The 14,068-nt window shown below is 69.9% G+C and carries 14 protein-coding genes; 11 read left to right on the plus strand and 3 right to left on the minus strand.

Annotation, left to right across the window (positions count from 1 at the left end):
* Nucleotides 1-45: 45 nt before the first annotated feature.
* Nucleotides 46-801 (minus strand): SDR family NAD(P)-dependent oxidoreductase, encoded by a 756-nt coding sequence (locus ACFXB5_RS24065; RefSeq protein WP_385211343.1) that lies wholly within the window; start codon nt 799-801, stop codon nt 46-48.
* Nucleotides 802-1,057: 256 nt separating this feature from the next.
* Here ACFXB5_RS24065 and ACFXB5_RS24070 point away from each other — a divergent pair, with 256 nt between their 5' ends.
* Nucleotides 1,058-2,533: a hypothetical protein gene (locus ACFXB5_RS24070; protein WP_385211345.1), complete on the plus strand. Its 1,476-nt coding sequence runs from the start codon at nt 1,058-1,060 to the stop codon at nt 2,531-2,533.
* Here the strand turns inward: ACFXB5_RS24070 and ACFXB5_RS24075 are convergent.
* Nucleotides 2,523-2,855 carry a YnfA family protein gene (locus ACFXB5_RS24075; protein WP_201851513.1) on the minus strand — a complete coding sequence of 111 codons (333 nt, stop codon included), beginning with the start codon at nt 2,853-2,855 and terminating at the stop codon, nt 2,523-2,525. The genes ACFXB5_RS24070 and ACFXB5_RS24075 overlap by 11 nt on opposite strands.
* A gap of 95 nt (nt 2,856-2,950) precedes the next feature.
* Between ACFXB5_RS24075 and ACFXB5_RS24080 the strand changes: the two genes are divergently transcribed.
* The 3 genes from ACFXB5_RS24080 to ACFXB5_RS24090 are packed head-to-tail and all read left to right on the plus strand — an operon-like array spanning nt 2,951 to nt 5,383.
* Complete coding sequence (locus ACFXB5_RS24080; RefSeq protein WP_385211347.1) at nt 2,951-3,367, plus strand: hypothetical protein; 417 nt, start codon at nt 2,951-2,953, stop codon at nt 3,365-3,367.
* A complete protein-coding gene (locus ACFXB5_RS24085; protein WP_385211349.1) occupies nt 3,364-4,800 on the plus strand; it encodes a caspase domain-containing protein in 1,437 nt (478 codons plus the stop codon). Before ACFXB5_RS24080 ends, ACFXB5_RS24085 begins: the two co-directional genes overlap by 4 nt.
* Before the next feature lie 46 nt (nt 4,801-4,846).
* Nucleotides 4,847-5,383 (plus strand): DinB family protein, encoded by a 537-nt coding sequence (locus ACFXB5_RS24090; protein WP_385211351.1) that lies wholly within the window; start codon nt 4,847-4,849, stop codon nt 5,381-5,383.
* Nucleotides 5,384-5,479: 96 nt separating this feature from the next.
* Here the strand turns inward: ACFXB5_RS24090 and ACFXB5_RS24095 are convergent, their stop codons facing one another.
* Entirely contained in the window at nt 5,480-6,028 is a 549-nt protein-coding gene (locus ACFXB5_RS24095; protein ID WP_201851516.1) for a hypothetical protein, read from the minus strand.
* A gap of 117 nt (nt 6,029-6,145) precedes the next feature.
* Between ACFXB5_RS24095 and hemL the strand changes: the two genes are divergently transcribed.
* The 7 genes from hemL to ccsB all read left to right on the plus strand — a co-directional run bounded on the left by hemL (nt 6,146) and on the right by ccsB (nt 14,024).
* Nucleotides 6,146-7,462 (plus strand): glutamate-1-semialdehyde 2,1-aminomutase, encoded by a 1,317-nt coding sequence (gene hemL / locus ACFXB5_RS24100; protein WP_385211353.1) that lies wholly within the window; start codon nt 6,146-6,148, stop codon nt 7,460-7,462.
* An 8-nt stretch (nt 7,463-7,470) separates the two neighbouring features.
* Nucleotides 7,471-8,157, plus strand: a complete 687-nt coding sequence (locus ACFXB5_RS24105) for a histidine phosphatase family protein (protein ID WP_201851520.1) — start codon at nt 7,471-7,473, stop codon at nt 8,155-8,157.
* Nucleotides 8,158-8,398: 241 nt separating this feature from the next.
* Nucleotides 8,399-9,586 (plus strand): hypothetical protein, encoded by a 1,188-nt coding sequence (locus ACFXB5_RS24110; RefSeq protein ID WP_385211355.1) that lies wholly within the window; start codon nt 8,399-8,401, stop codon nt 9,584-9,586.
* A 131-nt stretch (nt 9,587-9,717) separates the two neighbouring features.
* Entirely contained in the window at nt 9,718-10,335 is a 618-nt protein-coding gene (locus ACFXB5_RS24115) for a TlpA family protein disulfide reductase (RefSeq protein ID WP_385211357.1), read from the plus strand.
* A 6-nt stretch (nt 10,336-10,341) separates the two neighbouring features.
* The gene (locus tag ACFXB5_RS24120) at nt 10,342-11,106 is read left to right on the plus strand and encodes a cytochrome c biogenesis CcdA family protein (protein WP_037955272.1); all 765 of its coding nucleotides are present in this window, start codon (nt 10,342-10,344) and stop codon (nt 11,104-11,106) included.
* Between the two features lie 3 nt (nt 11,107-11,109).
* Entirely contained in the window at nt 11,110-12,933 is a 1,824-nt protein-coding gene (locus tag ACFXB5_RS24125; protein ID WP_385211359.1) for a cytochrome c biogenesis protein ResB, read from the plus strand.
* Nucleotides 12,930-14,024, plus strand: a complete 1,095-nt coding sequence (gene ccsB / locus ACFXB5_RS24130) for a c-type cytochrome biogenesis protein CcsB (protein WP_385211361.1) — start codon at nt 12,930-12,932, stop codon at nt 14,022-14,024. The genes ACFXB5_RS24125 and ccsB overlap by 4 nt, the downstream gene beginning before the upstream one ends.
* Nucleotides 14,025-14,068: the final 44 nt, after the last annotated feature.

Below are 14,068 nucleotides of genomic sequence, written 5' to 3' on the forward strand. Positions count from 1 at the left end.
CGCGGCGGGGCTGTGAGGGGCCGTGGAGGACGAGGGCGAACGGGCTCAGCGCTCGCGGTGGACCTTGTGCTGGGCGGCCTGGGCGCGGGGACGGATGACCATCATGTCGATGTTCACATGCGAGGGGCGGGTGACCGCCCATTCGACGGTGTCGGCCACGTCATCGGCGGTCAGCGGCTCGGCCACGCCGTCGTAGACGGCCGCGGCCTGGCTCTCGTCGCCGCGGTAGCGGTTCACCGCGAACTCGTCGGTCCTGACCATGCCCGGGGCGATCTCGATCACCCGCACGGGCTCACCGCACAGCTCCAGGCGCAGGGTGGCCGAGATGGCGTGGGAGCCGTGCTTGGCCGCCACGTACCCGCCGCCGCCCTCGTACGCCACGTGGCCCGCCGTGGAGGACAGCACGACGATCGTGCCGTCGCCGGAGGCGGTGAGGGCGGGCAGCAGCGCCTGGGTCACCTGGAGCACGCCCACCACGTTGACCTCGTACATCGCCCGCCAGTCGGCCGGGTCGGCGGTGGCCACGGTCTCGGCGCCGACCGCGCCGCCCGCGTTGTTCACCAGGACGTCGCAGCGGTCCAGACCGGCGGCGAAGGACTCCACGGCGGCGCGGTCGGTGACGTCCAGGACGTACGCCTCGGCCTCGTGCCCCGCCTCGGTCAGCTCGGCGGCGAGCGCATCGATGCGCTCCTTACGGCGGGCGGCGAGGACGACGCGGAATCCGGCGGCCGCCAGGCGGCGCGCGGTCGCGGCTCCGATCCCGCTGCTCGCGCCGGTGATGACTGCGGTACGGGTGGTCATCGGCCCTCCAGAGGCGACGTGGCGCAAACGGTGGTGTGTGCGCATGATCCATATGCAGGATATGACGGCCCGATTTACCTCCAACCGGGGGACTGAAGATCGGAATCCGCTAGGGGCTCTCGGGCTCGGGGAAGGGTGCACTGCGTCCGGCGCGGCGCCGGTAGTTGGAGCACCCATGCCCAAGGAGTGAATTCAGGTAATGACCCAGCAGAGCAGATTCCTTCAGCGGTCCCGTCGTTCTTTCCAACGCTGGGGCGTGGCCTCAGCGGGCGCCATCGCGGCGGCGGCCCTGGTCGCCGGTGCTCCGGGAACCGCATGGGCCTCGGCCAGCACCCCCGACCCGCACTCGTCGCAGGGCAACCACTGTCCCCAGGACCGGGCGCACGGCGACAACAAGGAGAACCACGACAAGGGGAACCACGAGAAGGAGAACCACGACAAGGAGAACCACGAGAAGAAGAACCACGAGAAGAAGAACCACGAGAACGGCCGTTACGACGAGAACGGTCACAAGGACCCCAAGGGGCACAACGAGGACAACGGCTACGGCCACAAGGACTCGAAGGGGCACAACGAGGACAACGGCTACGGCCACAAGGACTCGAAGGGCCACCACGAGGACAACGGCTACGAGGACCCCAACGGTCGCCACGAGGACAACGGTCACAAGGACTCCGACGACCGCCGCGACGAGGGCGGGCGGCACGAGGAGAGCGGCGAGCACGAGGAGAGCGGCGAGCACGAGGAGAACGGCCAGCACGAGGAGAGCGGCGAGCACGAGGAGAGCGGCGAGCACGAGGAGAGCGACCAGCGCGAGGAGAGCGGCCAGCGCGAGGACCACGGCCGGTACGACGAGGACGAGAAGATGGACAGCGGCCGTGAGGACAGCGGCCGCAAGGAGGAGAGCCGCAAGGAGGACGGCCGCAAGGAGGAGAGCCGCAAGGAGGACGGCCGCAAGGAGGAGAGCCGTAAGGAGGACGGCCGCAAGGAGGAGCACGGCCAGCGCGAGGACCAGGGCCGTAAGGACCCGACCCGCTACTTCCCCCCCGGGAAGTACTGGCCCGGCGTCCAGGGCCGCAGCGCGGCGCGCCCCGAGCAGGCCGCGCAGCCGGAGCAGGCCGCGCAGCCGGAGCAGGCCGCGCAGCCCGAGCAGGCGGCTCAGCCCGAGCAGGCCGCGCAGCCGTACGAGGCCGCCCAGTCCGGTGAGGAGGCCCAGGACCGCGGTGCCGTCCGCCCCGTCGCGGTGCCCGTCCACGAGGACGACCAGGCGCGCCACGGCCAGGAGCACAAGGAGCACCAGGACCAGAAGAAGTACGACTCGGTGACGCTCGCCGAGGCGGTCGAGATCGCCGAGTGCGAGGTCGGCGGCCAGGCGGTCAGCGCCGAGCTGGTGGACTGCCCCGAGGACGACCAGGACCACAAGGGCAAGCACGAGGACGGCCGTAAGGACGACCGCAAGGACTCGCGCCACCACGACGACCAGCGCAAGGACAAGCAGCGCAAGGACGAGCACAAGGACACGCACAAGAAGGAGGTCAAGCAGGTGTGGGTCGTGGAGGTCGAGTGCGACCACACCATCACGACCGTCTTCATCGACCCGGACACCGGCTGCGTCCTCGGCACGGAGCAGGAGCAGGACGACCACCACGGTGACCACGGCAAGCAGGGCAAGGACCACCACGGCGACCATGGGGGCAAGGGCGGCTACGGCCGGCCGATGGTTACCTCCTAGGCACGTACATGATCACAGCGACTCCGGCCAGACAGATCACCGCTCCGAGCACATCGAAGCGGTCGGGCCGGTAGCCGTCTGCGACCATGCCCCAGGCGAGCGATCCGGCGACGAACACGCCGCCGTACGCCGCGAGGATGCGGCCGAACTCCGCGTCCGGCTGGAGCGTGGCCACGAATCCGTAGGCGCCAAGAGCGATGACCCCGGCGCCGATCCACGCCCACCCCCTGTGCTCACGCACGCCCTGCCAGACGAGCCATGCGCCGCCGATCTCCAGGAGCGCGGCGACGGCGAACAGAGCGATGGAACGTGCGATGAGCATGGGGGAAGGGTACGGCCCGCCCATGCACGGCCCCGTAGCGGAGCGGAACGCTACGATCGGCGCCCACCACAGGACCACACCGGGGGATGGGTGCCGTGCAGTTCCGCCTTCGAGTCGACGCCGCCGAGGGGTCTCCGGACGTCCTCGACCTCTATCGCTGGCTGACCGGGGATCCCGACGTCGCGGGCGCCGCGGAGGTGGCGCTGGTGGACGAGGAGGACCGCGACGACACCCTGGGCGGCCTCGAGGTCATCTCCACCGTCGTCTCGAACCTCACGTCCCTCGGCAATCTGCTGCTCGCCGTGGCCACCTGGCGCGACGCACGGGCACGCGGCGCGGACACCCGGGTCGAACGCGATGGCGTCTCCCTGCGCGTGGAGAGCACCGACCCGGAGACGATCCGCCGCCTCCTCCGGCAACTGGAGTCCCCGGAGGGCTCCCGGCCCCCTGAGGAGTCCCCGGACAACTCCGACCGCCCGGAGGACTCCGACCACCCCGAGAACCCGGCATGACCTGGCGACGCTCCGGTACCTCCCGTACCTCCTCCCGCTCCCGTACCTCCCGTACCTTCCGTACGACGGGAGAGACCACGGCACCGGCGGCACGCCTCGCCGACCCCTCCGCGTCCCGGGCCGTCCTCATCGAGGCCCATGCCTTCACCCGGGGCGGGGCCGCCTCCCGGGACCGGCAGCGGCATCTGGACGACCGGCCGTCCGTGGCGGCGGGCTGCCGGCGGCTGGCCGAGCTGTTCCGGGATCCGGAGGTGTGGGGCCTCCCCGAGGAGCACTGCCGGATCGTCTCGCAGCCGACGCGCGACAGCATGCTGGAGGCCGTCCACCGTGCGGCCGCCGAGGCCACGGACACGCTCGTCGTCTACTACGCGGGCCACGGCCTGCTCTATCCGCTCAGCGGCGGCTTACATCTGGCCGTACCGGAGACGACGAAGGACAAGTCGTTCACCGCGGTGAAGTACGACGATCTGCGCGAGATCCTGCTGAGCGCCACCCGTGTCCGCCGTAAGGTCGTCATCCTCGACTGCTGCTTCAGCGGCACCGCCCTGCGCGGCCATCTGTCCGCCGGGGATGACACGATCCGGCTGGCCGATGTCGAGGGCACCTCGGTCCTCGCCGCCTCCCACGCCACCAAGCAGGCGCTGGCGCCCCCTGGGGAGCGGTACCCGGCCTTCACCGGCGAGTTGGTCGCCCTCCTCGAAGAGGGCGACCCGGACGCGCCGGAGTTGCTCACCATGGCGGACCTCTACGACCGCGTGGACCGCGCCCTGGTGCGCAAGAACCGCCCACGCCCCCAACAGCTGAACCGCGATCGCGGCGCCCACATCTCCATCGCCCGCAACCGCGCTCCCCGCCAGGAGCCCCCGGAGCCGGACGGGACCACCGCCGCACCCGAATCCCACGGCCTGAGCACACGCCAACGCGCCCTCGCCGCGGCCACCCTGGCCCTCGCCGCCATCGTCGGGCTGACCTTCTGGCTCCTGCCGAACGGGGACGGCGGGCGCGGGGCCGACGGCAAGGGTCTGAGCTGCGGCAAGGCCCACTCGACCTTCGACGCGGGAGACGGCACCCAACGCCGCGAGCCATCCGTCGACTCCGTGCACAACGCGGCGTGCCGGGGCGACTTCGACACCATGGAAGTGGCCATGGACCGCGGGGGCTTCGACGGTACGGGCCTCTCGGCCGCCGCCCCGGACAAGGTCATCGCGTCCTGGAAGAAGCGCCCGGACCGAGCGTCCTTCCTCCACGGCCTGGCCACCCTGCTGGAGAGCGAACCGACGGTCGATCAGGGCGGCTTGACCTTCTCCAACGGCGACCAGGTGGCCACCTGGCAACGAGGGCCGGGCACCGTGCCCGACAGCCACTACCGCTGGACGGGCTACTTCCTCTGCAGCGGCCCGGACTCCGACCACCCGGTCTGCGAGCCCCCCTGAGCGAAATTCCCTTTGCGGGCATCCGGCCGTGTGCCAGGGTCGGCCGATGACGACTCCGACGACCTCCCGCCGCGCCTTACTCCGCTGGCAGTTCGACCTGACCTGGTCGCTCTTCGAGTACCACCTGGAGCGGTTGGAGCCCGAGGACTTCCTGTGGGAGCCCACGGCCCACTGCTGGACAGTGCGGCAGGGCGCCGATGGGGCATGGCTGCCGGACTGGGCGGAGACCGAGCCCGACCCCGTGCCCGTTCCCACCATCGGATGGCTGAGCTGGCATATCGGCTGGTGGTGGAGCGTGACCATCGACCACGCGGAGGGACGCGGGCCGCGGGAGCGGACCGAGGTCGGCTGGCCCGGCGACGGTAAGGCGGCCATCGAGTGGCTGCGCGGTCTGCGGGCGGAGTGGACGGCCGTACTGGACCGGCTCACCGAGGAGGACCTGGACGGCATCGCGTCGTTTCCCTGGGACCGGGACCCCGAGCACACCATCGCCCACATGGCCGCCTGGGTGAACGCCGAGCTGATGAAGAACGCCTCCGAGATCGGCCAACTCCGCCTGCTGCGCGCCGCCTCCGCGCCATAGGGGCCACGACCTCGCGCTCAGGGCCCCAGCCCCGCGCTCAGAGCCACGACCCCGCGCCCGGAGCCACGGCCCCGGCTCAGGGCCACAGCCCCCGGCTCAGGGCCAGACCAGGCAGTACGGCTGGTGGCCCGCCTCGTGCAGCCGGTGGCTGAAGTCCTGCCACTCGTGGAGCAGTTGATAGACCAGGAAGGCGTCCCGGGGGCCGCCGCGGTCGGGGACCGTGGACCAGATGAAGGCCGCTGCGCCCACCGCCTCCTCGCCGACGCCGCGCAGCGGATCGACGGCGGTCATCGGGAGCTTGACGACGGCGTAGTCCGGGTGGAGAACGACCAGTTCGAGCGGGGGGACCTTGTGCAGCGGGACGCCCTCGATGCCGGTGAGGACCATCGCCGCCACCGTCTCCGGCTTGATCTTCGTGAACATGCCGTGGCCGAGCTCGTCGCCGCCGAGCTCCTCGGGGCGCATGGAGATGGGGACCCTGGCCGCGGTGGCGCCGTCCGGCGCACCGAAGTACTTGTAGGTCACCCCCATGCGGCCCCCGCTTCTGCCTGCCCTGCCCGCCTCGTCCCGCCGATGGCGTCCGGGCCGGGCACGCTCGGGGCCTCGGTCGTCAGTCCCTTCACCCAGTTCGCCACCGCGATGCATATCTCCACCCGACCACTCGCGGCCACTACCGCGCAACCCGATCTCTGTTCACAGAGACCTCCCCCACCATAGAGCTGTGAAACGCCGGGCCGCGGGAGTACGTCCGCCTCTGACAACATGGCGTGCGTGAGCTATCCGTACGCAGCCCCAGTTTCGCAGACGCTTTTCGATCGCGCGGCCGCCGTGACGCCCGGCGGCGTGAACTCTCCAGTGCGGGCGTTCCGCGCCGTGGGAGGTACGCCCCGGTTCATGGTGTCCGGGGACGGTCCGTACCTCACCGACGCCGATGGACGCGAGTACGTGGACCTCGTGTGCTCGTGGGGACCGATGATCCTCGGCCATTCCCACCCCGAGGTCACCGCGGCCGTGCAGGCCGCCGTCGCCCGCGGTACGTCGTTCGGCACGCCGGGGGAGGGCGAGGTCGAGCTCGCCGAGGAGATCGTGGCGCGGGTCGCCCCGGTCGAGCAGGTGCGCCTGGTGTCGTCCGGCACCGAGGCGACGATGTCGGCGATCCGGCTGGCCCGTGGGTTCACCGGGCGGTCAAAGGTGATCAAGTTCGCCGGTTGTTACCACGGGCATGTGGACGCCCTGCTGGCCGCGGCCGGGTCCGGGGTGGCGACCTTCGGGCTGCCGGACACTCCGGGGGTGACGGGAGCGCAGGCGGGGGAGACCGTGGTGCTGCCGTACAACGATCTGGAGTCGGTCCGGGCGGCCTTCGCCGCGCACCCCGGGGAGATCGCCTGTGTGATCACCGAGGCCTCGCCGGGCAACATGGGCGTGGTGCCGCCGCTGCCCGGGTTCAACGCGGGCCTCAAGCAGCTCTGCGCCGACCATGGCGCGCTCTACATCTCCGACGAGGTCATGACCGGCTTCCGGGTCTCCAGGGCCGGGTGGTTCGGGCTGGACGGCGTGGAGCCCGACCTGATGACCTTCGGCAAGGTCATGGGCGGCGGCTTCCCGGCCGCGGCCTTCGGCGGGCGCGCCGACGTCATGGAGCGCCTGGCCCCGGCCGGCCCGGTCTACCAGGCGGGCACCCTGTCCGGGAACCCGGTCGCCACGGCAGCGGGCGTCGCCCAGCTGCGGCTGCTGGACGACGCGGCGTACGGACGGGTCGACGCGGCCTCCGAGCGGCTGCGGGCGATGGTGACGGAGGCGCTCTCCAAGGAAGGCGTGGCGCACCGGGTCCAGGTCGCGGGCAACATGTTCTCCGTCTTCTTCACCGCCGACGAGGTCACCGACTACGAGAAGGCCAAGGCGCAGGAGGCATTCCGCTTCACCGCCTTCTTCCACTCCATGCTGTCCCAGGGCGTCTACCTCCCGCCGTCCGCCTTCGAGTCGTGGTTCGTCTCCACGACGCACGACGAGAAGGCGCTGGAGCGGGTGGCGGCGGCTCTGCCGGGGGCGGCGCGGGCCGCCGCCGAGGCCACTGAATGATGGATGACATGACACAGAGCGAGAACGACATCACCGTCGTCCATGTGATGCGCCACGGCGAGGTCCACAACCCGGAGGGCGTGCTCTACGGCAGGCTGCCCGGCTATCACCTCTCCGATCTGGGGCGGCAGATGGCCGACCGGGTCGCCGAGCACCTCGCCGATCGTGACATCACCTATGTGGTCGCCTCCCCGCTGGAGCGGGCGCAGGAGACGGCGGCGCCGATCGCCAAGGCGCACGGCCTGGACGTGGCCTCGGACGAGCGGCTGATCGAGGCGGCGAACGTCTTCCAGGGCAAGACCTTCGGTGTCGGCGACGGCGCGCTGCGCAAACCCGGCAACTGGCGCCATCTCACCAACCCGTTCCGCCCGTCCTGGGGTGAGCCCTATGTCGACCAGGTGGTGCGGATGATGGCGGCGCTGGGCCGGGCGCGGGACGCCGCGCGCGGGCACGAGGCGGTATGCGTCAGCCATCAGCTGCCGATCTGGATCGTGCGCAGCTTCGTGGAGCGGCGGCGGCTGTGGCACGACCCGCGCAGGCGGCAGTGCACGCTGGCCAGCCTCACCAGCTTCACCTTCCGCGGCGACCGGATCGTCTCGGTGGGCTACAGCGAACCGGCCCGTGATCTCGTTCCGCCCCATCTGCGCGCGGGTGCCAAGCCGGTGAAGGGGGCCTCCAAGGGCTACGGCGCCTGAGTGGTGCGCCCGGCCACGGCCGGGCCGGGGGTGCGGGCCGTCGTGTGCGGCCCGCGATGTGCGTGACGGGCGCATGGCCGTGGGATGACCGTTGGGTCGTGTGGTGTGGCACTTAATGGAGACATTGTGTCCGCCGTGTAATTGACCGCGTTCTTTCGGAACCTCGCTATTCGCCTCGCCATCTCCAGGGTTGTCCGGACACCCCGGGCAATCAGAACGGCGAGTGCGAATTGAGGACGTTATGCGTGAGGTCAGCCGGAGGGGGATCCTCGGTCTTGGTATGGGAGCGGCGGCGTCGCTGGCCGTCGCCGGCTGTTCCTCGGGGTCCGGATCCGGTACGCCGAAGCCCGCGAGGACGACCCAGGCGAAGCCGATCGGTGACGGCTCCACTTCGCACGGTGAGCGGCGTAAGGAGGCCCCGAAGCCGGAGCGGCTGGAACGGGGGCAGAAGCCGCCGCAGTTCGTGGTGTTCTCGTGGGACGGCGCGGGAGAGGTCGGCAACGGTCTCTTCCCGCGGTTCCGCAAGCTGGCCGAGGACCACGGCGCGACCATGACCTTCTTCCTCTCCGGTATCTATTGCCTCCCGGAGTCGAAGAAGTCGCTCTACCGGCCGCCGAACAACCCGGTGGGCGCCTCCGACATCGGCTATCTCACCGACGAGCACATCAAGGCCACGCTGCGGAACGTGCGCGAGGCATGGCTCGAGGGCCATGAGATCGGCACCCATTTCAATGGCCACTTCTGCTCCGGAAGCGGCTCGGTGGAGAACTGGACGTCCGCGCAGTGGAAGTCCGAGATCGACCAGGCCATGTCCTTCGTCACGGAGTGGAAGACGAATACGCGCTTCACCGATGTGGATCCGCTGCCCTTCGACTACCACAAGGAGCTCATCGGCGGCCGCACTCCGTGTCTGAAGGGCCAGACCAATTTGCTGCCGACCGCCCGGGAACTCGGCTGGCGCTATGACGCGAGTTCGCCCGGCGGACTCCAGGTGTGGCCGTCGAAGAAGCAGGGCATCTGGGACTTCCCGCTGCAGCAGATTCCCTTTCCGGGACACTCCTTCGAGGTGCTCTCGATGGATTACAACATCTTGGCGAACCAGTCGAAGAATTCCACCAACGCCCCGCCCGCGAACTACCCGGGCTGGCGCAAGCAGGCCGCCGAGGCGTACATAGCCGGTTTCAAGCGGGCCTATGAGACCAATCGCGCCCCGTTCTTCATCGGAAACCACTTCGAGGAGTGGAACGGCGGCATCTATATGGACGCCGTCGAGGAAGCGCTCAAGCATATGGCCGACGAGAAGCACAAGGACGTCCGGCTGGTCTCCTTCAAGCAGCTCACCGACTGGCTGGACGCACAGGACCCCGCGGTCCTGGCCGAGCTGAGCGGGCTCGGCGTGGGCCAGACGTGGAGCGCGAACGGCGGCTGACGGCACCGGTGGGCGCGGGGCGAGCCAGGGGTGAGCCGGGGGTGAGCCGGGGGCGGGGCCCCGCGGGGCCCGGCGGAGTGCCCGGAGGGGGGTGGCGAAGATCCCCAAAAGGGCCATGCGAAACTTTTCACATGAGTGCCTGCCGTGCCCCTCGGGGCCTCGCGACCCGTCGTCGCACAACCGTGCTGGCCATCGGGGCCACGGTTGCCGCGCTGTCCCTGACCGCCTGCGGCGGGGGTGGTACCTCGGGCGGCTCCGCCGACACCAAGTTCGTTCAGGGCAAGGGCGGCGTGGACACCGTCGCCGAGGAGAACCGTAAGGACGCGCCCCAGCTCTCGGGCAAGACCCTGGAGGGCAAGCCGCTGGACGTGGCGGACTACAAGGGCAAGATCGTGGTCCTGAACGTCTGGGGCTCCTGGTGCGCCCCCTGCCGGGCCGAGGCGTCGAACCTCGCCAAGGTGGCCAAGGACACCAAGGCCAAGGGGGTGCAGTTCATCGGGATCAACACCCGTGACTCCAACCGCGCCCCCGCGCTCAGGTTCGAGAAGGAATACGGCGTCGACTACCCGAGTCTGTACGACCCGATCGGGAAGCTCATGCTGCGCTTCCCCAAGGGCAGCCTCAATCCGCAGGCCATCCCCTCGACGATCGTGCTGGACCGGGAGGGCAGGATCGCGGCCCGCGCTCTGACGCCGCTCAGCGAGGAGCGCCTGCGCACGATGGTCACTCCGCTGATCGCGGAGAAGTGACCTTTCGTGAACACGCTGGCCGCCGCGACCGATCCCAACCAGACCGTCCTGACCGGGGCGCTGCTGCTGGCGCTTCCGGTCGCCCTGCTCGGCGGACTGGTCTCCTTCTTCTCCCCCTGTGTGCTGCCTCTGGTGCCCGGCTATATGTCGTACGTCACAGGGGTCACGGGCACGGATCTGGCCGAGGCCAAGCGCGGCCGGATGGTCGCGGGTGCCTCGCTCTTCGTGCTCGGCTTCACCGCGGTCTTCGTCTCCGGCGGCGCGCTCTTCGGCAACTTCGGCTGGACGCTCCAGGAGCACAAGGAGACCATCTCCAAGATCCTCGGGGTCGTCACGATCGTGATGGGCCTCGCCTTCATGGGGGTGCTGGGGGGCTTCGGACAGCGGGAGTTCCGCTTCCACATCAAGCCCACGCTGGGGCTTGCGGGGGCGCCGGTGCTGGGCGCCCTGTTCGGCGTCGGCTGGACGCCGTGCCTGGGGCCGACGCTCACCGCCGTCAACGCCCTGGCGTTCAATGAGGCGAGTGCGGGGCGTGGGGCCCTGCTCACCGCCGCGTACTGCGTGGGGCTCGGGCTGCCGTTCGTGGTGGTCGCCGTGGCCTACCGCCGGGCGCTGGGTGCCTTCGGATGGGTCAAGCGGCACTACGTCTGGGTGATGCGAGCCGGGGGCGGCATGCTCGTCGCTCTGGGGGTGCTGCTGCTCACAGGTGTCTGGGACACCATGATGGGCTCCATGCAGACCTGGGCTCAGGGCTTCAACGTTGGGATCTGATCGATGTCCACCACCGATACCGACACCGCGGCCGGCAAGGAGGCCGGCGCGCCGCCCGAGGGTGGCGCGACCGCCGAGGAGCGCGAGCTCGGCGCCGCGGGGTCGCAGCTGTCCACCGCCCCGGCCGAGGAGATCAACGTCCCCTCGATGGGGCCGCTCGGCTGGGCCCGGTGGTTCTGGCGGCAGCTGACCTCGATGCGGGTGGCGCTGCTGCTGCTCCTGCTGCTCACCCTCGCCACGATCCCCGGTTCCCTGGTCCCGCAGACCAGCATCGACCAGCTCAAGGTGCAGGACTTCCAGAAGCGGCACTCGACGCTCACCCCGATCTACGAGAAGCTGCAGCTGTTCCACGTCTACAGCTCGGTGTGGTTCTCGGCGATCTACCTCCTGCTGTTCATCTCGCTCATCGGCTGCATCGTGCCGCGCACCTGGCAGTTCATCGGCCAGCTGCGCGGCCGCCCGCCGGCCGCGCCCCGCCGGCTGACCCGGCTTCCCGCGTACACCACCTGGCGCAGTGAGGCCGAGCCGGAGCAGGTGCTGGCGGCCGCCCGGAAGATCATGAAGGGGCGCCGCTTCCGCATCGAGGCCTCGGGTGACGCGGTGGCCGCGGAGAAGGGCTATCTGCGCGAGGTGGGCAATCTGCTCTTCCACTGCGCGCTGATCGTGCTGCTGGTGTCCTTCGCCGCCGGGCAGCTGTGGAAGACCGAGGGCAGCAGCCTGATCACCGAGGGCGGCGGCTTCTCCAACAGCCTCACCCAGTACGACGACATCAAGACGGGGCAGCTGTTCAACAGCGACGATCTCGCCCCCTTCGGCTTCCAGCTGGACCGCTTCACCGCGACCTACGAACGCAGCGGTCCGCAGATGCGCACCCCGCGCACCTTCCGCGCCGATGTGAGCTACTGGGACGGCGCGGACGGCGCCAGCCACAAGACCTCGATCGAGGTGAACGAGCCGCTGGAGATCGCGGGCTACAAGGTCTTCCTGCTGAACCACGGCTACTCGCCGGTCGTCACCATCCGGGACGGCAAGGGCGATGTGGTGCACCAGGGCCCGGTGGTCGGGCTGCCGATCGACGGGGCCAACCTCACCGAGAGCATGGTCATCAAGGTTCCGGACTATCGGGACAAGAACGGCAAGAAGGACCAAATCGGCTTCCAGGGGCAGTTCCTGCCGACCTGGGTGCGCAGCCAGGGCATGTTCTCCGTCTTCCCGGCGCTGGACAATCCGACGCTGGTCCTGACCGCCTACCACGGCAGCCTCGGCGTGGACGGCGGCACTCCGCAGAGCGTGTACCAGCTGGACAAGTCGCGGATGAAGCAGTTCCGGGAGCCCGACGGCAAGACCAAGTTCGCCCGGGCGCTCAAGGTCGGCGACACCATGAAGCTGCCGAACGGCGCCGGAACGCTGTCGTTCGACGGCGTCAAGGAATGGGCCGGCTTCCAGATCTCGCATAAGCCGGGTGACCAGGGCGCTCTCATCGGTGCCGTGGCCGCCCTGGTGGGCCTGGCCGCCTCCCTGTTCATCCAGCGCCGCCGGGTGTGGGTGCGCGCGGTGCCGGGCGACGACGGCACCACCGTGGTCGAGATGGCGGGGCTCGGCCGCAGTGAGTACGCCAGGCTGCCCGAAGAACTCGCCGATCTGGCCGTCCGTCTCCAGACGGACGCACCCCCGGCCCCGGAAGCGGAGCCCGACCCGGAGCCCGACCGGAACTCCACCGAGGACTCCGCCAAGGACTCCACCGAGGACTCCACCGAGGACTCCGCCTCGGAATCCGCATCCGACACCGCAGATCCCGCAGATCCTGCCGAAGGAGCGCGCGCGTGAACCTCGCCGCCGAAGTCAACGAGAACCTGGCTCATTACAGCAACGTGCTGATCTACTCGGCGATGGCGGTCTACACCCTCGCCTTCCTGGCGCATATCGCCGAGTGGGTGTTCGGCAGCCGCAGCGCCGTCGGCCGCACCGCCGCCGCGATCACCACCGACGCCGAGGCCGCCCAGCGCGCCAAGGTGACCGTGCGGGTCGGCGGGCAGGGCGGCGGCACCGCCGTCCTGGACCGGCCGAAGATCGTCACCCGCTCCGCGGCGGGCAGCCGTGACGTCCCGGACGGGCCGGGCGCCGCGGGCGGCACCGAACAGGGCGATGTGTACGGCCGGATCGCGGTGGGCCTGACCGTACTGGCCTTCCTCTTTCATGCCGCGGGTGTCCTCTTGCGCGCGCTGTCGGTGCAGCGGGCGCCGTGGGGCAACATGTACGAGTTCTCCACGACCTTCGCCATGGTCGCGGTGGCCACATACCTGGTGCTGCTGGCGCTGAAGAAGAATGTGCGCTGGATCGGGCTGCCTCTCGTCACCACGGTCCTCCTCGACCTCGGTCTCGCTGTCTCTGTCTTGTACACCGCGAGCGACCAGTTGGTTCCGGCCCTGCACTCGTACTGGCTGTGGATCCACGTCAGCTGCGCGATCGTCTCCGGCGCCTCGCTCTACATCGGGGCCGTCGCCACGCTGCTCTACCTCTTCCGGGACCGCTACGAGGCCCAGCTGGAGAACCCGGAGGGCAAGCAGTTCGGCCGGTTCGCCAAGTCCGTTCTGGAGCGGGTGCCGTCGGCGGCGTCGCTGGACAAGTTCGCGTACCGGATCAACGCCACGATCTTCCCGCTGTGGACCTTCACGATCATCGCGGGCGCGATCTGGGCCGAGGCCGCCTGGGGCCGCTACTGGGGCTGGGACCCCAAGGAGGTCTGGTCCTTCATCACCTGGGTCGCCTACGCCTGCTACCTGCACGCCCGCGCCACCGCCGGCTGGAAGGGCCGCAAGGCCGCCTACCTGGCGCTGATCGCCTTCGGCTGCTACCTGTTCAACTACTACGGCGTCAACATCTTCATCACCGGCAAGCACTCCTACGCCGGGGTCTGACACCGCACAACGCGACGGCCGGTTCCCCTGACATGGGTCAGGGG

Origin of the sequence: Streptomyces sp. NPDC059455 (assembly GCF_042750115.1) — a bacterium.
GTDB classification, from domain to species: domain Bacteria; phylum Actinomycetota; class Actinomycetes; order Streptomycetales; family Streptomycetaceae; genus Streptomyces; species Streptomyces endocoffeicus.

Coding starts and splice junctions, on each gene's coding strand:
- ACFXB5_RS24065 (WP_385211343.1), bottom strand. CDS start 801: ATGACCACCCGTACCGCAGTCATCACCGGCGCGAGCAGCGGGATCGGA.
- ACFXB5_RS24075 (WP_201851513.1), bottom strand. CDS start 2,855: ATGCTCATCGCACGTTCCATCGCTCTGTTCGCCGTCGCCGCGCTCCTG.
- ACFXB5_RS24085 (WP_385211349.1), top strand. CDS start 3,364: ATGACCTGGCGACGCTCCGGTACCTCCCGTACCTCCTCCCGCTCCCGT.
- ACFXB5_RS24090 (WP_385211351.1), top strand. CDS start 4,847: ATGACGACTCCGACGACCTCCCGCCGCGCCTTACTCCGCTGGCAGTTC.
- ACFXB5_RS24095 (WP_201851516.1), bottom strand. CDS start 6,028: ATGCATCGCGGTGGCGAACTGGGTGAAGGGACTGACGACCGAGGCCCC.
- hemL (WP_385211353.1), top strand. CDS start 6,146: ATGGCGTGCGTGAGCTATCCGTACGCAGCCCCAGTTTCGCAGACGCTT.
- ACFXB5_RS24105 (WP_201851520.1), top strand. CDS start 7,471: ATGACACAGAGCGAGAACGACATCACCGTCGTCCATGTGATGCGCCAC.
- ACFXB5_RS24110 (WP_385211355.1), top strand. CDS start 8,399: ATGCGTGAGGTCAGCCGGAGGGGGATCCTCGGTCTTGGTATGGGAGCG.
- ACFXB5_RS24115 (WP_385211357.1), top strand. CDS start 9,718: ATGAGTGCCTGCCGTGCCCCTCGGGGCCTCGCGACCCGTCGTCGCACA.
- ACFXB5_RS24125 (WP_385211359.1), top strand. CDS start 11,110: ATGTCCACCACCGATACCGACACCGCGGCCGGCAAGGAGGCCGGCGCG.